Genomic DNA, 20385 nt, shown 5'->3' on the forward strand with positions numbered 1-20385 from the left:
AATAAGAAGCGTAATAATTGATATCATTATCTCAAACGCTCCCCTAGCGGGGGACTTTTGTATGTTAGAAATAAATTGGTAACTGTTTATCCAACGTGAAGCCACAGATAATATCGGGTCAGATTCGTGTGCGTGTGAAAAAATGAAAAAAAAGAGGTTGAAATCGCTATCAACACCGACTATAATAAAAATGTCGAAACGTTTCAATCTGGCGTTTACTGCCAGTTTCATTGTGTTAGGCACAAACTGTTCAGGGGGCGTCAGATAGAAAGACGTGTCATGACCATCACGAATGGTATGGTTTGGAACGGGACGCATTCAACCGTGGTCCCATAAGGATGGGAACGAGGATTTTTTTTGAGAACACCTCGAAACGTTTCGATTGACATCCATCGCTATGATATGTACAAAGATAATAAACGATAATGAAGGATTTAGTGGTTGTTCTAACCATGTATCGTATAAAATGTAGATAACCTTAGAATTTGTCTTAGTTTAGAAGGAGCGAACGTGGAATGGCAACGATTAAGGATGTGGCAAAGCTGGCAGGTGTAGCACTCTCGACTGCTTCCTATGCGCTGAGCGGGGATAGCAAGGTTAGTGCGAAGACCAAGGCTAAAGTGCTTGAGGCAGCACGAGAACTGAATTACCGCAAGAACGGCTTTGCCATGGACCTGAAACGGAGCCGGACAAACACGATCGCTTTGATCCTGACCGATCTGTCGGGCCCGTATTACTCGGAGTTGATCCGTAGTGTACAGGATGTAGCCCTCGCGAACGGGTATGACCTGATTGCGTGCAGCTCCATGGGTGGACGGGACTCAACGGCAGTGCGATTTTTACGTGAAAAAAGAGTAGATGGAGCCATCATCCTGGCGCATAACATCCATGATGATATTCTGGTGGAATCTGCCGGTCATCGTTTTCCGATCATTGTGATGGATCGTCAGCTGTCGAGTGACCATTTGGTCAACGTGCTGGTGGATGGAGAGCAGGGCGGTTACCTTGCAACCCGCCACCTCATCCAGGCTGGACATCAGAAGATTGCTTATATCAGTGGCCCATCCAACTCGTATGACAACGCGCTCCGTTACCAAGGGTATCTGCGAGCGATGCGGGAAGCGGGACTTGAAGAAAAGTCCAAATGGCGTCTGAACGGTAACTTTGTGCGTGAGGGCGGATACAGTGCAACCAAGATGATGATCATGCAGGGCGAGCTTCCCTCAGCGGTATTTTACGGTAACGATGAGATGGCGATTGGTGGCCTGAAAGCATTGGAAGAGCGTGGTATATCGGTACCGAATGATATTTCCGTGATCGGTTTTGACGATATTCAATTGTCCGAATATGTGCATCCACCGCTGACAACGATACGCCAGCCGAAGCATGAAGCCGGGTCGCTCGCCGGACATCTGTTATTCCAGATGCTCAATGGCGAAGCGGTTGACCCTTCATATACGTTAACGATTAATATGATCGAGCGCAGCTCTGTACGTTCGGTTTAGACCGAGTCTGAACAACAAAGAACTGCCTGTATGCTGGAAGTAAAAGTTTAATGATGGGGTTATCGTCCGGACGGGCTGTAAAAAGCCGGTTTGAAGAGGCCCCTATTCTTTTTCAAATTTATCGAAACGTTTCGATTTTAACTAATTCAAGGAGTGAACCTTATGACAACGATGATTAATGAACCGATCCGCTTAAGTGCCGGGGAGTTATCCTTTACCTTTTTGAACAGTGGAGACCTGTACCAAGCTACATCCGGTACAACAATGTTGAACCAGTTGCTCAGCAACCAGATTGATGGATCTTTGAACAACCTGTACCTGCGTGTGCATGAGGGAGAGAAAATCAGCTCGTTCCCGTTGCTCGGTGTACGTTCGAACAGCAAGTTGATTACAAGCAAGGCACAATCCAGCAACCAGTTGATCTGGGAGGGTAAAGTCCAGCTGGAAGGTAATGAACAAGGCATTGGCTATCAGGTCGTATTTACGGCAACACCACAAGGTGTCTGGTTCTGGGATGTGAAGCTCACAGGACAACAACATAACGTAGACGTGGTGTACGGACAGGATGTAGGTCTTGCTGATCCAGGTGCGGTACGCAGCAATGAAGCTTATCTGTCACAATACATTGACCATACGGTTTTTGAAGATGAAGCGAAAGGTTATGTCGTTTGTTCCCGTCAAAACCAGCCTCAGGGCGGTGCATTTCCGTATATGCAGCAAGGTTCCCTGACGAAAGCAGTCGGTTATTCCACAGATGGATTCCAATTCTTCGGTCTGTCGTACAAGGAAACGAATCAACCAGAGAGCTTGAATCGCCCAACGCTGGCGAATGAGACGTATCAGTATGAATTTGCCTATACCGCTTTGCAATCGGAACTGCTGAATCTGAACGGAGAGGCTCAGGTGGTCTTCTACGGACTGGCGAAGCCTAATCATGCCGAAGGAATCTCTGCCCTGGAATTCGGAGATGAAGTTACAGCAGCTTGGAATGAAGTACAGGCTAAGACTATAGAAAACGGTGACACGTTGGAACAGGTGAAACTGTCCTCCTTCCTGGGTGAACCTCTGGTTACACTTGATCTGACACAAGATGAGATTCATGATCTGTTCCCTGATCGTCATCAGGAAGAGCGCAGTGGCGAGGAATTGTTATCCTTCTTCACAGGCAGCTATGAGCATATCGTTCTGAAAGCAAAAGAACTGCTTGTGGAGCGTCCACACGGTCATATTCTGATGAGTGGTGGCAACGTGCAACTTGGGGCACAGGTTATTACAACGACATCGTATATGTACGGTATTTTCAACTCACAACTCGTTATTGGGAACACCAATTTTAATAAAATGATCAGTAATGCCCGCAATGCCTTGAACGTGCCGAAGACGGCTGGACAACGCATCTATGTGGAAATGGACGGACAATATCGTCTGCTGACAATGCCATCCCTGTTCGAGATTGGCTTCAACTATGCACGCTGGATCTACAAAACCGAATCCGACACGATCATCGTGACCAATTACACAGGGGCTAATACGACGGAAGTAAGCATGAACGTACGCTCCACAAGTGGTACGGCATACCGTTACCTGGTAACGAACCAAATTACGATGAATGTCAATGAGTACGAGTATCCGCTGCATATGACGCAGGATGGCGATACTTTGATCTTCAAGGCTGATCCACAAGCGATTAGTGCAGGAACGTACCCAGATCTGCAATACCGCATGTCGGTGGACGGCGCAGCTGTGAATGTAGGGGACGAAACGTTGCTGGCAAGTGGTATCCGCAGTGGTTCTGCATCACTGGTTACGCTTAGTCTGGAAGCAAGTGCTGAATGGACGCTGAAGGTACAAGGGGTATTGGAAGGCCAAGCGGACAGCGGAGTGGTAGCAGGTTCAAGCCTGACGTTTGAAGAGGAAGTGCAGGCATACCGCGAGTTCTTCGCAGGTGTGATGAACGGGTTCCGTTTGTCCCGTGGAGAAGGTCAGCGTGCAGAGGATCTGTTCAAAGTAAATGCGCTGGCTTGGTGGTACACCCACAACATGCTGGTTCACTACTCTGTGCCTCACGGTTTGGAACAGTACGGCGGCGCGGCTTGGGGTACACGGGATGTGTGCCAAGGTCCGGTGGAGTACTTTATGGCAACGCAAAAATATGAGCAAGTTCGCGATATCATCAAAATGGTCTACACCCACCAATACGAAGATGATGGCAACTGGCCGCAATGGTTCATGTTTGATAAATACTTTGCGATTCAACAGGAAGAAAGTCATGGCGACATCATCGTATGGCCGCTGAAAGTGCTGGCGGATTACCTGACAGCGACTCGCGATTATGCGATTCTGGATGAGAAAGTACCTTATACCGTCAAGCATAGCTTCGGGTTCACGGAAGAGACGGCAACGGTACTGGATCACGCGAAAAAAGAGATCGAATATATCCGTTCGCACTTCCTGCATGATACGTTCCTGTCTTCCTACGGAGATGGCGACTGGGATGATACGCTCCAACCAGCCAATGCACAGCTGAAGCAATACATGGTGAGCAGTTGGACGGTGGCATTGACGTATCAGTCCGTGAATGTGCTCTCGCAAGCGCTGAAATTCAAGGATGCAGACTTTGCACAGGAGCTTGACGTGCTGGCTCAAGGCATTCGTGAGGACTTTAACCGTTACATGCTGGGCACAGACGTGATTCCAGGCTTTGTGTACATGGAAGAAGCCGACCAAGCGAAGCTGATGCTTCATCCAACGGACACAGAGACAGGCATTCAATATCGCTTGTTGCCAATGACGCGCAGCATGATCGGTGAATTGCTGAATGCAGAGCAAGCAGAATCGCATTACGCATTGATCCGTGAGCAGTTCCTGTGCCCGGATGGCGTGCGTCTGATGAATCGTCCGGCTCAATATGCTGGCGGAGTTAGCACACACTTCAAGCGTGCAGAGCAAGCATCCAACTTCGGGCGTGAGATTGGTTTGCAATATGTTCATGCTCATATCCGTTATGTGGAAGCGATGGCGAAGCTGGGTAAGACAGATCAGGTGTGGAATGGTCTCGCGATGATCAACCCGGTTGGTATCGGCGAGGTTGTACCTAACGCGGAGATTCGCCAAGCGAACTCATACTTCAGTAGTTCGGACGGTAAGTTTAATACGCGTTACGAGGCACAGGAGCATTTTGACCAGCTTCGTAAAGGGACTGTACAAGTGAAAGGCGGATGGAGAATCTACTCCAGCGGCCCTGGAATCTACATGAACCAGCTGATCTCCAACGCGCTTGGCATTCGTCAAGAGGGCGGCGATCTGGTCATTGACCCGGTATTGCCAGCTGAGCTGAACGGCATGCAATTCGAATTTGAGTATGCGGGTGAGCCGGTGACGTTTATCTATCACTTGAATGAAGGTGCTGTGAGCCGTGTAGCGGTGAACGGTAAGGACATTCGCACCGAGCGTACAGCGAACCGTTACCGTCAGGGCGGGGTCTGCATCTCGCTGGATGAGTTCAGACAGGCACGCAGTGCAACTGAGCGTACGATTGTTGATATTTATATGTAATTTCGTAGCATGATATACACCAAGGTCATCCTCCTTTATTCAAGGCGGGATGGCCTTTTTGGCATATGCTCATGGTTGCTCACCGCAGGGGAACAGCCAGCAACGTGTGCAGCAGCTCATTATGTCGCACATGTTTTGTGACGTAACCCTGTTGTTCCAGCCAGCGGCATAGCTCATCCAGCAGAGGGAAGTGACGCTCGCGCAAGGCACGCAGCTGTTCCTCGTGTCCTGTCGTTTCAGCCTGGCGAATATAGTTTTCACGATGAGTCGCATTAACAAACATTAGATCCGTTAGACCGATACGTCCGCGCGAGGTTAATACCCGCTGCATCTCCTGTAAGGCCAGTAGTTGCTGGTCTGGACTCAAATGATGGAAGGCGAAGCTGGATACGACAAAGTCGAAGGAATGATCGGTAAAAGGCAGCGCCAGAAAATTACCAAGTTTCACATGCATCTCGGGATATTTGGTGCGGCATCTGCGCAGCATCTCCCGGGATTGGTCGATTGCAGTCATGTCTGCGCCGTGTTGTAGCAGTTTCCCAGCCAAATTACCTGTGCCTGTACCAATATCGAGTCCTTTCTCACCAAGGGCGGGAGAGATCCAATGAGCTGTCTGTTCGAGCGCTTCGTCATAGTTGTAATACAGATAAAAGGAAGAATGTACCGTGTCATTGGAATCGTTCGGCGTGGAATGATCTGCATGATGGTGTGGATGTGATACTTCATTCTTATCGTTTGTGGGCGAGACGTTGTCCGAACGATGTCTGTCCACTGGGTTGGTTTGTCCTTTTCCAGTAGTGACTCTGCCTTCTGCCTGCACTCGCTGATCGTGGATGGCTGCCAGGGTATCATAATTCCACCGATCATGCCAGTTCTGCCGGGCTTCACGCAGACGCCGCGCACTGTCCGCGAGATCGTGCAGATGGCTGACATCCAGCGGTCCGTCCTGACGATTCAGGTCAATCATGCGCTGGGTTGTATCCATCATACGTTTGAGCTCAATCCACTGGGCATACATGACGGCCTGTTGCAGTTCCAGATATTCTTCCAGCCGCTGCTGGTTTCCTTGATCGATCTCTCCGAGCGCATGTGTAATATCCTGTAGCGACATGCCAATCTCACGCAGCGCAGCAATGGTCTGAAGCCGCCAGATATCATTCTCAGTGTATGTGCGATAACCGTTACTGGACTGTTTGGCAGGTAGAATTAATCCTTTTTCTTCATAAAAACGAATGGCTCTCGCCGATATACCAAGCCTGCTTGCTGCCTCTTTGATATTCATCATGCATCCCCTCCTTATCGAACCAGTATAAACTATGACGTTACGGCAAGGTTAAGTGTTTATTTCATTTTTTTGAATGGTAAAGATCGAATTTCGTTCATCATCGAGTGGAATTTTAGTCAAAGCTGAGGCTATGCTACAATATATAGAGCGAATATATGTAAACAGTGAAGTAAACGAATAACGTATTTCTAAGTTTCTCAAATTTCTTAACTTTCCCGACGTTGTAATGACAGCGTTGTCGACTATAGCACGAAAGGTTGAATCATTATGCTTACCAGCCATACATTTACGATTCGTCCATCCGAGATTAAAGATGCAGCCCAGCTAATGGAGTTGGATGCCCTGGTATGGGACAAATACACCTCTCCTGCACCGATGCATTGGCGTTCCAGACAGCACTATCTGCAGCATTGCCCGCCAGGCAGTCAATTGATTGCAGTGCAGGGAGAGCGGGTATGTGGTTATGTGGGCTTTCAGCCAGCCACAGGTATGCCGGTCAACCGTCATGTCTACGAGATTCATATTGCGGTTCATCCTCATGATCGACGTTGTGGCATTGCTACTGCTTTGATGGATGCCATCAAGCAGCATGCGGCCCAACAAGGAATTCGCAAGCTCAGGCTGCGCGTACTTTCCAGCAATCCGGGAGCCATCACGTTTTATACCCAGTGTGGATTTGTGACGGAAGGCAGGCTGGTGTCCGAGTTTTATATCGGAGACAAGTATGTGGACGATATTTTTATGGGTTATTTTATCCAGACCAAATAGAAACTAGCTGAGGAGGAGGAACAACGATGGACATGGGACTTCAAGGAAAAAAAGCACTGGTGCTGGCTTCCAGTCGCGGACTGGGCAAAGCGGTAGCCGCTCAATTGGCAGCAGAAGGTGCTGACGTCATGCTTGCCAGCCGGAGTGAAGAAAAGCTCGCAGCAGTGAAGCAGGAGCTTCTGGCGCTAGGTGGTGGGGGACGTGTGGAATATTGTGCAACCGATGTGACACGCAAGGAAGATATTGAGGCTCTGATTGGCAAGACAGCGGAGTTGTTCGGGCAGATTGATATTCTGGTGAACAATTCGGGAGGTCCGCCATCGGGTTCATTTGAGTCACTGACGGATGAAGATTGGGAACGGGCATTTGAATTAAATGTGCTCAGCTATGTAAGGCTGATTCGTGGTGCACTTCCTTATATGAAAGAACGCGGAGGACACATTGTCAATATCGCTTCAACTTCGGTGAAGCAGCCCATTCCGGGTCTGGTGTTGTCCAATACGTTCCGTACCGGCGTGTTTGGATTGGCGAAGACCTTGTCTCAAGAGCTGGCTCCATACGGAATTTTGATCAACACGGTAGCGCCGGGGCGTATTGCAACAGACCGCATTCGTGAGCTGGATGCAGCACGGGCAGAGCAGAACGGAATTAGTGAGGAAGAGGTATCTGACCAATTCCGTAAAGAGATTCCACTAGGACGTTACGGTCAACCGGAGGAGTTTGCCAAAGCGGTGGTCTTCCTGTTATCCGGGGCCAATACGTATATTACCGGAACCTCATTGATCGTGGATGGTGGCATGGTCCGAGCCCTATAAAAGTCATGAATACAATAAAATACCCTCTGTCACCACATTCCGTGGAGATAGAGGGTATTTATTGTATTCCGATATGTTGGGAGAGATCACTCCGATTCATTATGTAGGCGAATTAGCGCAAGAGTTCCCATTCATGCTGAAGCATGCCGTACACCGCATGGTTCACGTAACCTTTAGGCAGTTTCTCTGCCTGACGAATTACACCCTCGAGAACAAATCCAAGTCTTTCAGGGATAGCGCGACTCCGTTTGTTGTTTGTTGCCGAGCGAATCTCGACGCGATTCAGATCCAGGGTCACCAGAGCATAATCAACCAGAACGCGACAAGCGCTTGTCATCAAGCCCTGACCCTCAAAACCTTTGCCAAGCCAGTATCCGATGCTTACCGAGCGGTTGGTCCAGTTAATCTCGTGGAATCCAATCACGCCGGCTAGATCCCCTTTTGACCATACTCCGGCGGTGAATCCGCCATTTTCGGCACCTTGTTTTAACGCGTTGGTAATAAAGTTCGAGGTGTGTTCCACTTCTGTCACATGATCCACCCACGGCAACCAATGTCTCAGTTGATCCCGCGAACGATCCGTCAGTTCGAACAGCGGTTTGGTATGTTCCATGGCGAGTGGCCGGAGTTCGGTATATTCATCCAATGAATAGGTAAACATGAATGCAACCTTCTTTCTTTGTATAGTATGGGTTTATTTTGTAGTGGATTAACGGGAAGTCTTGGGTAACTTTTGCTCCAGTGCAAACAGGTCTTCTTCCATTGAGGCCATGCGTTGATTGACCGTTGTGCGTGCGTCACGGAGTGCCTGATTATATATGTAGGGAGCGAGCTGTGTCATGAACAGGTCGAGGACACCCCAAGCGGCCAGATCGCCAAGTTCTTCGCCACGTTCCTCTTCGAAATACGACTGAATGGTGCGAATGGCTTCATCCTGCTGTTCTTTGGTCAGTTTAAGCGAGTTCAATGGAATGGGAAACCCTCCCTTTAATTTGGTTTTACTATCATGCTACATGATTCGAGCGAACCCGTCAAAATGGTTTAGGGCCTATTTATGCACGGTTGATCCTGACTTTGGTGCCGTTCTTTATTGAACTCCTCCCCCGTTAAAGGTATATTTAAATGAAACGCGTACGAAACTTTCCAAGAAAATAGATTTTTTCAGGAAATGACTTCGTTATTAAGGAATTATAGCCGGAATTGCAGCAATTCCCGAAGGCTCCAATCCATTCATGAAAGGTTTGATACCTGTGGACAATCGTACAACCCCACCTAACTTTATCAAAAATATTATTACCGAAGATCTCCGGTCTGGGAAAGTCCAGGAAGTTATTACCCGTTTTCCTCCGGAACCGAACGGTTATCTGCATATCGGCCATGCCAAGGCGATCTGGATTAACTTTACGCTGGGCGGCGAATTTGGCGGTAAAACGAACCTGCGCTTTGATGACACGAATCCGGTCAAGGAAGATGTGGAGTACGTTCAATCGATTCAGGAAGACGTGAAATGGCTCGGATACGAGTGGAACGAGAAACGTTTTGCCTCGGATTATTTTGATGAGATGTACAACCGTGCTGTCTTGTTGATTAAAAAAGGTAAAGCCTACATCGACGACCAAAGCGCCGACGAAATCCGTGAAATGCGCGGAACGCTGACGGAGCCGGGTAAGAACAGCCCGTACCGTGATCGTTCGGTGGAAGAGAATCTCGACCTGTTCACACGTATGCGTGCAGGCGAATTCAAGAACGGAGAGAAAGTGCTGCGTGCCAAGATTGATATGTCTGCACCGAACATCAATCTGCGCGATCCGGTTATTTACCGGATTTCACATGCACACCATCATAACACGGGTGACAAATGGTGTATCTATCCAATGTACGCCTTTGCTCACCCGCTCGAAGATGCAATTGAAGGTGTGACGCACTCTCTCTGTTCCCTGGAGTTTGAGGATCAACGTCCATTCTACGATTGGGTTATTGCCGAGTGTGAGATGGAGAACAAACCGCATCAATATGAATTTGGTCGCCTGAATCTGTCCCAGATGGTAACAAGCAAGCGGAAGCTGAAACTGCTCGTGGATGAAGGACATGTGGATGGATGGGATGATCCACGTATGCCAACAATTTCGGGTCTGCGCCGCCGGGGTTATACACCGGAAGCTATTCGTGATTTTGTATATGAGACAGGCATTTCCAAAAACTATGGAGTTATCGACCTGCAAACGCTGGAGCATTTTGTCCGTGAAGACCTGAAACTGAAAGCTCCACGCACGATGGCTGTCCTGCACCCGCTCAAAGTGGTTATTACCAACTACCCTGAAGGGCAAGTGGAATGGCTTGAAGCAGAGAACAATGTGGAGAATCCAGAGATGGGTAATCGCCAAATTCCGTTCTCCCGTGAGATTTATATTGAACAAGACGATTTCATGGAAAATCCGCCGAACAAATATTTCCGTTTGTTCCCTGGCAACGAAGTTCGTCTGAAACATGCATACTTCATCAAATGTAACGATGTGATCAAAGATGCAGAAGGCAATGTGACTGAGATTCATTGTACCTATGATGTGGAGACAAAGAGCGGCAGTGGCTTCACTGGTCGTAAAGTCAAAGGAACAATCCACTGGGTAGAAGCGACTCAAGCGGTACCTGCTGAATTCCGTCTATATGAGCCGTTGATCCTGGATGAAGCACCGGAGGCAGAGGTGGAAGTGGCAGTAGCTGGGGCTGAAACTGAGGTTGTGGAAGAGCAACCGGAGAAAACGTTCCTGGATCAACTGAACCCGAACTCCCTTGAGATTGTTAACGGGTTTGTGGAGCAAGAGATGAAGGAAGCGAACGCTCAGGATAAATTCCAATTCTTCCGTCACGGTTACTTCAGTGTAGATCCGAAACATTCCGAGCCAGGACGTCCGGTATTTAACCGGGTCGTATCCCTGAAAAGCTCGTTCCAACTGCCGAAGGCGTAATGTGGTTGGATAAAATTTATGGCCTGTTCGTCAGAGTGCTGGTAAGCAGCCAAGTTATAAGTTAAAGGGAGGGCATCCTTCGTCCATGATTATGGCGAAGGATGCCCTTTGTTTTTCTGGATCTAGCCAGGTCCAGTTTTAGACGTAGTAATACAATTTTGCATGAACATGAACATGAACATGAACATGAACATGAACATGAACATGAACATGAACATGAACATGAACATGAACATGAACATGAACATGAGCTGAGGCCTTAGATGTGCGTATGAGGCAAAAATCTAACGAACCGAGGACACGCTATTCAAGTGTATTTCGGCATTCCAGCAACGTAACGAATCGTAGACACCTTATTTCCTCGCTTTGCCTGTCTTTTTGGGATTTTTAGTGTCTTTTATGCGAAATAAGGTGGCTGAGATTCCTTAGCTTTAACATATCGTGAAATTGATGCAAATAAGGCGTCTAAGGTTCGTTAGCATTAAAAGCAGTGCTGTGTTGAGAGAAGAGGGATTATAAATGAAAGTCAGGAGAGTTATGAGAACCGGAATAAAGTTCGGGATAAGTTATATTGCTGTTGTAAAGTTAGTTTGAGATACAGGGAGGACTGAATCAGAGTACAAACTAGGAACTACTAATGTATCTTGCCACTATTAAGTTGTAGTGGGTACAGTTCAGTCTGGAACTGTACAAGGTGAGGGGCATTAAGTCGAGAGCGCCCCTTTCTCTGTTCTTCTTTACTACTACTATCCGTAATCTTTTGTTTGAATGTTTGAACGTTAATTTACACAATAACGGAGAGGACAGAAGAAAGCTGGAGAAGCGGAGCGTTCGCCTTTATCCCTGGATTTTACCCTTTGAAAAGGGAATCAAAAAATCCAGGGATAACAGCGATCGAAAGATTCTTCTGTCATCGTAGTGCTTAAGTGGGAATCTTTCAATTCTTTCTAACAAAATATTATCTGTCCTCATCCATATTACCCATCTCAGTCAATACAACTGGCTGATAGCCGTTACGTCGATTCGATAACCACATGATGCCAAATCCAACAGCGCCAATGAGCGAGAAGAATACACCAATGCTATACATGATTTCCGCACCGAAACTCTGGAACAACCAGCCGCCGAACAGACCGGCAATCACGCCGGAGAGACCTCCCCAGGCCATCGTGTAGACCGCTTGACCGGAGGAACGGTAAGGTCTTGGAATAAATAGCATGGTCAGCTGCGTACCTACATAGAAGTACCCACCAAACGTAATGGAGTGCATCAACTGAATGAATACAATCTCCAGCGGGTTGTTAGCCAGTGCCATGAGCTGCCAGCGCAGTGCAAACAGCACACTGATCAGAATGAGAGATGCCAGGAGCATGCTCATTTTGCGTTTGAGCAAGCGGTCGAGAAGCAGGAATACGCCGACTTCGAGAATGGATGAGGTGAAGATGGCCCAGCCAACCATTTGTTTGTCGCCACCCATTTCTACAATATATAGTGACATAAAAGTACTGTTCATCGCATTAGGCACTGATACGAGTACACCCAGGCCGATAAATGCCATAAAATACGGATTGAACATGACTTTGCCAAACCGCCGAAAAGTAACCACGGGTGTATCCGAAGCGATTGGTTGTCTGGGTAGAAATACGGATAATACAAAGGCTGTGGCAATCATGCATGCAAATATAATGGATACACTGCCGATGCCAAAACGGTCAATGAGCGGTCCGGCAGCGACAGCAGTCAGCGCCCAACCGAGTGAACCCCAGAGCCGGAATGACCCAAATTTTTGGTTTGTACCATCGATATATCCAAGAATCAGGCTATTGGTTTGAGCAAATAATGGACTTTGAAAAAAATAAAAGAAAATCATGGCTACATAGATCCATGTATAAGTGGGCGCATAGAATACACCCTGGGCGAGCACAAATGTGCCTCCCATCATAATCATCAGAATGATGCGAATGTTGCGAGATTTATCGCTCCAGAAGCCCCAGAACGGGTTAGCAAACAAGGATACAAAGGGGCCAATCGCCATGAGACTGCCAATCTCCAGTTTGGTCATGCCAATCTCTTGCAGGTAAAGCTGCAAGAATCCGGCGAAGATCGAGATGGCTCCATATATGAAAAAGTTATATAGTTTCAGAGAAAACAATGAGGGATTGCCTCTTGAAGGTGCAGGTCTGTCCAATTAAGCCATTCCTTTCAAATGCATATTGTTCAATGTATCATTTGTTGAAAGGGGATTCAATGCATAGCGAACGTTTTGAAATTGATGCAGTCAAACACATATCGTGATCTGAAGGAGGATAACAACATGAACACGAGGGAATGGACAGGCATCATATTGGCAGGAGGTTTATCCAGCCGCATGGGGACCAACAAGGCCATGCTGGAACTAAACGGTTCCCTTGTACTGCAACATGTCACGAAGGCCATGAGATCCGCAGTATCCCGTATCATCGTGGCTGCCGGACCCAATGTGACAACCTACGGTGCAATGGGCTACGACTGCGTTCAGGATCACTATCCGGGGAAGGGGCCACTCGCCGGTCTTCACGCGGCGCTGGAAGCTTCCGATACAGAATGGAATCTGGTATGCGCCTGCGATATGCCGCTCCTGCAAACGTCTTTCTTTAATGGAATAAAAAAACTGGTCGAATCACATAACTCTTATGCTGCTATCGTTCCACGCGTGGATGGACATGTCCACCCTCTTGCAGGGGCTTATCACAAACGAGTGCTTCCTGATCTGGAGCAGCGTCTGAACCAGGATCATCTTCGAGTTATGCGATGGCTTGAAGAGATCGGTTGCCTCTATGTCGAAACGGAAGAGCTTAAGAGAGTGGGCGTTCATCAAGTAGCAATGCAAATGAGTAATATGAACACGCCGGAAGAGTACGAGCGTATCCGTAATCAAGATTCTGGACTCGATTCCGATCTGTAGGATACAGGTTCGCCTGATGCATCTGCATGATGATTGCGATATTGAAGCGGGCTTTGGCCTGTCCAACGTTTGAATTGTCTGCTGAAATGGGACAGATGGGTGTAACCGAGCTTCCACGCAATTTCCCCGAGTGACAGCTCTGGCTGTTCCATCAGCACTTTGGCCTCCTGCAACTTCAAGCTGGACAGGTAAGCCCTGGGCGATCGCCCGTACACCTTGCGAAAGACCTGTAGACCATATCCCGGGCTGATGCCAAACGAGGATATAATTTGCTCTACTTTGACCGTGGATACACTGCTTTCCTTGGTTCGAAGCTGGGCATGGAATGCCTGCTTGATTGCCTCCGCTATAGCTCCCGCATAATGCATGGCTGTTGGAGCTGGTGCATGTGAAGCAGCAACGGAAGTGGTGGCCTCCGGTTCATTGTCAGCGGCTTGGGACAACAGGGCGAACAGTTCAAACATGCGGGCCTGCATGATCATTTTGTCAGTGGACGTGTAGGCCTCAGATACGTTAATCATCCCCATCCAACTCTCCAGCACAACGCGCATCTTCCTATTATCAGTCGTACCTGCTGTGTAGATTCGGCTATGCTGTGACATCAGCTTCAGGGTGAAGACCGGATCATCCACATTAAAGTGAGCGCTAAAATAAGTCATGCCTTCCGTGGATACACATTGATTCGTATGTTTGAACCCGGGAGGAATGAGAAGAATGGAACCTTCCTCCACGGTATAGGTATAACCATGAATCACACTCTCCTGCGTACCTTCGATGATCAACATAATCTCAAAGCCTGGATGTGATTCCTCCGGCATCGCCCATCCATAGGGTACTTGTTGGCTGTGCGCACCATAGAATTTGATGTTACAGTCGATAATAGGTAGCCAGTGGGCCAGCGTATGGTGAGGCATTTCTCGGAGCTGTGATCGCATATCCATCATATTCACCTCGGAAAAGGGTAAAAACAACTTGCCTTATACAATCGGCACCCGTAGTATACTTCATTATAATCAGTTTAACGCAAGCATGGATAATCCATGGAACGCATCAGCGTTTGAAGTGGTTGCTGAACAACCCAAGTTCTTCAACCGATAATAATGTAAACGCTACCATTATGGATTGGAATATGTCAACTCTTGCACACGTCAAGATCATTATATTTTCCACCTAAAAAGGAGATTAAATCATGGAGAAATTATTATATGGCGTAGCTTACTATGATGAATATATGCCTTACGAAAGATTGGACAAGGACATTCAGATGATGAAGGATGCAGGGATCAACGTGGTCCGTATTGCAGAATCAACCTGGAGTACTCATGAACCACAGAATGGCGTATTTGACTTCTCTTCCGTAGACCGTGTGCTGGATGCCATGCATGAGGCGGGGATTCAGGTTATCGTAGGAACACCAACGTATGCTGTTCCAACGTGGATGGTCAAGGAACATCCGGACGTGCTGGCTACTACCTCACAGGGACCTGGCAAATATGGGGCAAGACAGATCATGGACATTACCCATCCAACCTATCTATTCTATGCCGAGCGGATCATCCGCAAGCTGATCTCTCGGGTAAGCACACATCCGGCGGTCATCGGTTATCAGACAGATAACGAGACGAAGCATTACAATACGGCAGGAGATAATGTACAACTGCAATTCGTCAAATATATGCGTAACAAGTTCAGCTCCCTGGATGAGCTTAACAAGGAATTTGGCCTCGACTACTGGAGTAATCGGATCAATAGCTGGGAAGACTTCCCGTCTGTGGTAGGAACGATCAACGGTAGTCTGGGAGCTGAATTTGCCAAGTTCCAGCGGCAGCTGGTAACCAACTTTTTGGCTTGGCAAGTGGGGATTGTGAATGAATACAAACAGGAAGGACAGTTTGTTACCCAGAACTTTGACTTTGATTGGCGTGGATATTCCTACGGCATTCAAGGGGATGTGGACCATTTTGCCGCATCGAAACCTTTTGACATCACCAGTGTGGACATCTACCATCCTTCCCAGGATGATCTGACCGGCATTGAGATTTCATTCGGCGGGGATGTGGCACGTTCCACCAAACAATCGAACTATCTGGTACTCGAGACCGAAGCACAGGCGTTCTGGCATTGGGTTCCCTATCCGGGACAGCTGCGTTTGCAGGCATTCAGTCATCTGGCATCAGGAGCAAACATGGTCGCTTACTGGCACTGGCATTCGTTACACAATTCGTTTGAGACGTACTGGAAAGGTTTGCTCAGTCATGACTTTGAACCGAATCCGGTATACAACGAAGCCAAGACCATTGGCAGGGATTTTGCCCGTCTCAGTCCAAAGCTCGTTAATCTGAAGAAAAAAAATCGGGTGGCGGTGCTGTTCAGCAATGAGGCCCTGACATCAATCAAGTGGTTTGGTTTTAATTTCACCAGTGACAAGAATTATAATGATGTGGTGCGCTGGATGTACGATGAATTATATAAAATGAACATTGGCTGTGACCTCATCGACCCATCGGTTGAGAGTTATGCGGAATATGACGTGCTCGTTGTACCTGCTCTGTATGCTGCTTCGGATGCATTGCTGGAAAAATTGAATCAATTCGTACAGGATGGCGGACATATCGTCTACTCGTTCAAAAGCGGATTTGCAAATGAGCATATCAAGGTACGCTCTACCCGCCAGCCCGGCCTGATCAGTGAGGCATGTGGGATCAGCTATAACCTTTTTGTAGAGCCAAAACATGTTTCGCTGCGCGATGATCCATTTGGAGTTGGTGAAGAACAGAACCAGATTCATACCTGGATGGAGCTGATTACACCAACAACGGCTGAAGTACTCGCTTGGTATGATCATCCGCATTGGGGTGAATATGCGGCAATTACCCAGAATGCCTATGGAAAAGGCAAAGCAACCTATGTCGGATGTTATACCAGTTCTGCGGTGATCCGTAAGGTGTTGGAACGTGTGATGAAGGAAGCTGGCGTATGGGGTACTGATCAAGAGCTGGCTTTTCCGATCATAGTGAAGACCGGTGTGAACGATCAGGGGAACATGATTCGCTACTATTTCAATTATGCAGATGAGGCAACATCCTTCGTGAATGCTTATGGAGAAGGGACTGAACTTCTGGCCGGAACCCTGATTGCTGCGGGAGAGAAGATCGAACTAGAACCATGGGGCGTACGGATTATCGAACAATAATAGGAAATAATAAATATAGGTATATAAGTTGAATTTAACATGTACACGTTAACGGAGAGGGCAGAAATAACCTGAGGAAGCGGAGCTAAAAGCTTTCTGAAAGAAAGCTGCATCGGAAGCATATACTTCGCCTTTATCACCGGATTTTCTCCTTAGAAAGGGAATCAAAAAAATCCGGTGATAACAGCGATCAGAAGGTTGTTCTGAACACGTAGTGATCTCGTGTAACCATTCATTTTATTGTATAACGTGGATATTTAACATTTCCAAACGAATATCAAGACCAAAGCGCCCTCGGCTTCCATGCTGGGGCGTTTGTCTATTTTAGCTCAGGAGTGGATGCGCTGTGTTTACCGAATGTTATCGGAAGCTGACAGATCCTTTCAAACGCAGCATTCGCAATAAATTGATCCTTACCATGACGCTGCTGGCTGTTCTGCCCGTCATTGTCATGACCGCAATGGCAGCCGAAAATACCCGCTCTTCCATGGAAGAGGAGATTATGGAGACCAACCGGGCGAACATGAACTGGGCCTCTATTTATCTGGGTGAACAGTTCGCCCGTATGAACAATATTATCTATTCCATTCAGATCAGTGACGAATTGCATCAGTATCTGGCGTTAAACCAGGAAGCGCCGACAGCCAGCCGATTTGACGAACAGAAGGCCATGTTCAATATGCTGAACAGTGTATACTATTCCGCTGGCAATTATGTATTTGGCGTTGAACTGTATCTGAAGGAACTGGACACCCTGTTCACCTTCAATTCCATGGATTCTCGCATCAAAGCGGTATCGGAAATACCGGAAGGATATCATGAGCTTTTTGCACAACATAAAGATTTTACGATTATCAATGATCCGGACGATCCGCAAAAGTTTCACATGACCCGCAGCATGAACCGCTTCGAGGATCAGGCACAGATCGGCGCCATCAGTCTGGAGGTCAAGTGGGCTGAGTTCAATCAGACCTTGGAGCTGCTGGATAGCAGGGGGGATTATGCAGTATACATCGCCGACAGTGTGGGCAGCCCGGTCTATCAGCCGAATCAAGACATCCAGCCGTCCGCTGAAGCATTGGAGAGATTGGCAGGTACCAAAGAAAGTTCCGGTTTCATTCGTACAGCCAAGGAATACGTATTCTATCATTCCATCGAACCGTCAGGACTGCGTGTGATCAAGATTGTACCTGCCCATGTGATTAACGAGAGTGCCTTGGAAACGATGAAATACGGACTGGTTGTAGGTGGCCTGGCAACCGTCATTTCTGTGGGAATAGCTGCGCTCGTGGCCTGGCGCACATCAAAGCCCATCGTCCGACTGGCCAATTCCATGAAGGGTATTCAATTGATTAAGGACAGAGAAGTGGTACGAAGCGGCCGGGTTGATGAGATTGGTCTGTTGGAGAAAAATCTGCATGGCATGTCAAGCCGTATCCGGGAACACATTCGCGACAACTACCTGATGAATCTGGAGAAACAGACGGCGGAGCTCAAAGCACTGCAATCCCAGATCCATCCGCATTTCCTGCAAAATACGTTGCAGATGATTGGCGGTATGGTCTATTCGCAAAAACCTGCTGACAGTTATAAGGTCATTCGAGCCTTGAGCGAGATGTTTCGTTATATTGTGCGAGCGCCGGATGGACTTGTCCCTTTACAGTCTGAACTCGATCAGTTGGAACATTATATGCTCATTCAGAAGCAGCGTTTTGGCGGCAAACTTGAATATACACTGGAGATTACCGGAGAACTTCGGGAATGTTATATTCCCAAGTTGTCTTTGCAACCCATTGTGGAGAATGCATTTTTGCATGGTCTGGAGAAGAAACCGGGTGAGTGGAAGCTGGGCATTGAAGTCGTCTGTGAACCTAAAGAGGTAACGATTCGAATTCGTGATAACGGTGTGGGTATGGATGCTGAGAAACTAACGGAGATGCAGTCCAGACTGGAGCGTCTGACCTGGCAGTCCGATCGGGTGTGGAGTTCTGGTACAAGTATTGGACTGGTCAATGCCGCCTCAAGAATCATAATGCATTTTGGACCTGAATACGGGATGAGTGTGGAAAGTGAATACGGACAGGGGACGAGTGTTACGGTACGAATCCCCTGCAATACGGGAGGCGAAGCCTTGTGAACAAGGAACTGTACAGAGTATTGCTGGTGGATGATGAACCGTGGAACCGGGATATTTTGCGCAACCTGGGGGATTGGAAGGAACTAGGGATGACCGTTGCTGGTGAGGCAGAGGATGGTGAGCAGGCCATACAACTGGTCAAGCAGCATCAGCCTCACATTATCATTACGGACATGCGTATGCCCGGTACAGACGGTGTGGAACTGCTACAGACGCTAAGCGGGCAATACCCACAGATCAAGGTGATCGTGGTGAGCGGGTATGATGATTTCAATTATGCCAAACACGCGATCCGTCATCGGGCTGCTGACTATCTGCTCAAACCGGTGAATCCGGATGAACTGAATGGTGTACTGGCCAAATGTGCCAAAGAATTGGAAAAGGTTGAATCTGCGCCGGAATCATGGGAAGCATATCCGCCTTCCTTTGCTGGTGATTTCTCTTTGTTTCAACAGCAGGCTCGCTTGCGGTTTAACGACCTGAACATTCAAAGTCTGCGAGAATGGTTCCAGCAACTGCAGCAGAAGCTGGAGCATAGCGAGATTAACAGACCCCGGCAGCTTGGACGAGTGGCCTATGAACTACAGGCTTTGCTGGATGAACTGTGTGTCTCCAATGGGTTGTACGAGGGGCGCGAAGCAACGGCTTTACCTCCTTCAACAGCGCTGGCTTCCATTGAATCCACGATCGCATGGATTTCGACTCCATACTACCAGGCTTTGGAGCAACTCATTGCGCAGCGTAAATTCAAGAATAAGCTGAACCTGAATGAGGTGAAGCAATACATGGAGCAGCACTGTATGGAGATGATTACCCTGGAGCAGCTCGCCCAGATCTTTTTTGTCAGCAAGGAATATCTCAGCAAGGTATTCAAGAAAGAGTATGAGGTGAATGTGACCGATTATGTCGTCCAGTTACGCATGACACGAGCGAAGGAATGGGTGATGGATGATCAGATCCCGTTCAAACATATTGCCGAGATGGCGGGTTATGAGGATGTGTCCTACTTCTATCGGGTATTCAAGAAACATTTCGGAGTTTCACCGGGGGAGATGCGGAAGGGACAGGCTCGTATATCAGGCAATTCAGGCAGTAGCACGGAATGAGCTGTTCGAGAAAGCATTTGCGGCAGGATTAAGGTTTAAAATAATCCAATACACAAGTCTAATTTTGTCCAATGAAGCGCTTTCATTTTCTGATATATAATGAGCCTATGA

At 47.8% G+C, this 20385-nt stretch carries 14 protein-coding genes; 9 read left to right on the forward strand and 5 right to left on the reverse strand.

Annotation, left to right across the window (positions count from 1 at the left end; genetic code table 11):
- Positions 1–515 precede the first annotated feature (515 nt).
- Both IFU39_RS22415 and IFU39_RS22420 read left to right on the forward strand, forming a co-directional pair.
- Positions 516–1505: a LacI family DNA-binding transcriptional regulator gene (locus IFU39_RS22415; protein WP_091012843.1), complete on the forward strand. Its 990-nt coding sequence runs from the start codon at positions 516–518 to the stop codon at positions 1503–1505.
- 162 nt (positions 1506–1667) lie between these two features.
- The gene (locus IFU39_RS22420; protein ID WP_192134917.1) at positions 1668–5060 is read left to right on the forward strand and encodes a GH36-type glycosyl hydrolase domain-containing protein; all 3393 of its coding nucleotides are present in this window, start codon (positions 1668–1670) and stop codon (positions 5058–5060) included.
- Between the two features lie 79 nt (positions 5061–5139).
- Here the strand turns inward: IFU39_RS22420 and IFU39_RS22425 are convergent, their stop codons facing one another.
- The gene (locus tag IFU39_RS22425; RefSeq protein ID WP_206759582.1) at positions 5140–6342 is read right to left on the reverse strand and encodes a methyltransferase domain-containing protein; all 1203 of its coding nucleotides are present in this window, start codon (positions 6340–6342) and stop codon (positions 5140–5142) included.
- Between the two features lie 270 nt (positions 6343–6612).
- Between IFU39_RS22425 and IFU39_RS22430 the strand changes: the two genes are divergently transcribed.
- Positions 6613–7113: a GNAT family N-acetyltransferase gene (locus IFU39_RS22430; protein WP_192134921.1), complete on the forward strand. Its 501-nt coding sequence runs from the start codon at positions 6613–6615 to the stop codon at positions 7111–7113.
- A gap of 26 nt (positions 7114–7139) precedes the next feature.
- On the forward strand, positions 7140–7928 hold the full coding sequence (locus IFU39_RS22435) for an SDR family oxidoreductase (RefSeq protein WP_091012847.1): 789 nt from the start codon (positions 7140–7142) through the stop codon (positions 7926–7928).
- Positions 7929–8040: 112 nt separating this feature from the next.
- On the opposite strand, the gene IFU39_RS22440 is transcribed toward IFU39_RS22435, so the two are convergent.
- Together IFU39_RS22440 and IFU39_RS22445 are read right to left on the reverse strand one after the other, a co-directional pair.
- On the reverse strand, positions 8041–8589 hold the full coding sequence (locus tag IFU39_RS22440) for a GNAT family N-acetyltransferase (protein WP_036612698.1): 549 nt from the start codon (positions 8587–8589) through the stop codon (positions 8041–8043).
- A gap of 48 nt (positions 8590–8637) precedes the next feature.
- Positions 8638–8895: a DUF2164 domain-containing protein gene (locus tag IFU39_RS22445; RefSeq protein WP_091012850.1), complete on the reverse strand. Its 258-nt coding sequence runs from the start codon at positions 8893–8895 to the stop codon at positions 8638–8640.
- Positions 8896–9160: 265 nt separating this feature from the next.
- On the opposite strand from IFU39_RS22445, the gene IFU39_RS22450 reads away from it, so the two are divergent.
- The gene (locus IFU39_RS22450; protein ID WP_192134923.1) at positions 9161–10894 is read left to right on the forward strand and encodes a glutamine--tRNA ligase/YqeY domain fusion protein; all 1734 of its coding nucleotides are present in this window, start codon (positions 9161–9163) and stop codon (positions 10892–10894) included.
- A 958-nt stretch (positions 10895–11852) separates the two neighbouring features.
- Here the strand turns inward: IFU39_RS22450 and IFU39_RS22455 are convergent.
- Complete coding sequence (locus IFU39_RS22455; protein ID WP_091012853.1) at positions 11853–13046, reverse strand: MFS transporter; 1194 nt, start codon at positions 13044–13046, stop codon at positions 11853–11855.
- 162 nt (positions 13047–13208) lie between these two features.
- Between IFU39_RS22455 and mobA the strand changes: the two genes are divergently transcribed.
- Positions 13209–13838: a molybdenum cofactor guanylyltransferase gene (gene mobA, locus IFU39_RS22460; protein ID WP_192134925.1), complete on the forward strand. Its 630-nt coding sequence runs from the start codon at positions 13209–13211 to the stop codon at positions 13836–13838.
- On the opposite strand, the gene IFU39_RS22465 is transcribed toward mobA, so the two are convergent.
- Positions 13808–14779 (reverse strand): AraC family transcriptional regulator, encoded by a 972-nt coding sequence (locus IFU39_RS22465; RefSeq protein ID WP_192134927.1) that lies wholly within the window; start codon positions 14777–14779, stop codon positions 13808–13810. The two genes, mobA and IFU39_RS22465, sit on opposite strands and share 31 nt — an antisense overlap.
- Positions 14780–15027: 248 nt before the next feature.
- Between IFU39_RS22465 and IFU39_RS22470 the strand changes: the two genes are divergently transcribed.
- From IFU39_RS22470 to IFU39_RS22480, 3 genes are all read left to right on the forward strand, one after another.
- Positions 15028–17031, forward strand: a complete 2004-nt coding sequence (locus IFU39_RS22470) for a beta-galactosidase (RefSeq protein ID WP_192134929.1) — start codon at positions 15028–15030, stop codon at positions 17029–17031.
- Positions 17032–17377: 346 nt separating this feature from the next.
- Positions 17378–19168 carry a histidine kinase gene (locus tag IFU39_RS22475; RefSeq protein ID WP_192134931.1) on the forward strand — a complete coding sequence of 597 codons (1791 nt, stop codon included), beginning with the start codon at positions 17378–17380 and terminating at the stop codon, positions 19166–19168.
- A complete protein-coding gene (locus IFU39_RS22480; protein ID WP_223199793.1) occupies positions 19165–20274 on the forward strand; it encodes a response regulator in 1110 nt (369 codons plus the stop codon). The genes IFU39_RS22475 and IFU39_RS22480 overlap by 4 nt, the downstream gene beginning before the upstream one ends.
- Positions 20275–20385: the final 111 nt, after the last annotated feature.

The sequence above is a fragment of the Paenibacillus sp. CFBP 13594 genome, from assembly GCF_014842675.1.
GTDB classification, from domain to species: Bacteria; Bacillota; Bacilli; order Paenibacillales; family Paenibacillaceae; genus Paenibacillus; species Paenibacillus amylolyticus_B.

What these genes read in the sequence shown, in the direction of transcription:
- IFU39_RS22425 (WP_206759582.1), bottom strand. Translation starts at nt 6,342, where the DNA reads ATGAATATCAAAGAGGCAGCAAGCAGGCTTGGTATATCGGCGAGAGCC.
- IFU39_RS22430 (WP_192134921.1), top strand. Translation starts at nt 6,613, where the DNA reads ATGCTTACCAGCCATACATTTACGATTCGTCCATCCGAGATTAAAGAT.
- IFU39_RS22415 (WP_091012843.1), top strand. Translation starts at nt 516, where the DNA reads ATGGCAACGATTAAGGATGTGGCAAAGCTGGCAGGTGTAGCACTCTCG.
- IFU39_RS22450 (WP_192134923.1), top strand. Translation starts at nt 9,161, where the DNA reads ATGAAAGGTTTGATACCTGTGGACAATCGTACAACCCCACCTAACTTT.
- IFU39_RS22420 (WP_192134917.1), top strand. Translation starts at nt 1,668, where the DNA reads ATGACAACGATGATTAATGAACCGATCCGCTTAAGTGCCGGGGAGTTA.
- mobA (WP_192134925.1), top strand. Translation starts at nt 13,209, where the DNA reads ATGAACACGAGGGAATGGACAGGCATCATATTGGCAGGAGGTTTATCC.
- IFU39_RS22465 (WP_192134927.1), bottom strand. Translation starts at nt 14,779, where the DNA reads ATGGATATGCGATCACAGCTCCGAGAAATGCCTCACCATACGCTGGCC.
- IFU39_RS22440 (WP_036612698.1), bottom strand. Translation starts at nt 8,589, where the DNA reads ATGTTTACCTATTCATTGGATGAATATACCGAACTCCGGCCACTCGCC.
- IFU39_RS22435 (WP_091012847.1), top strand. Translation starts at nt 7,140, where the DNA reads ATGGACATGGGACTTCAAGGAAAAAAAGCACTGGTGCTGGCTTCCAGT.
- IFU39_RS22470 (WP_192134929.1), top strand. Translation starts at nt 15,028, where the DNA reads ATGGAGAAATTATTATATGGCGTAGCTTACTATGATGAATATATGCCT.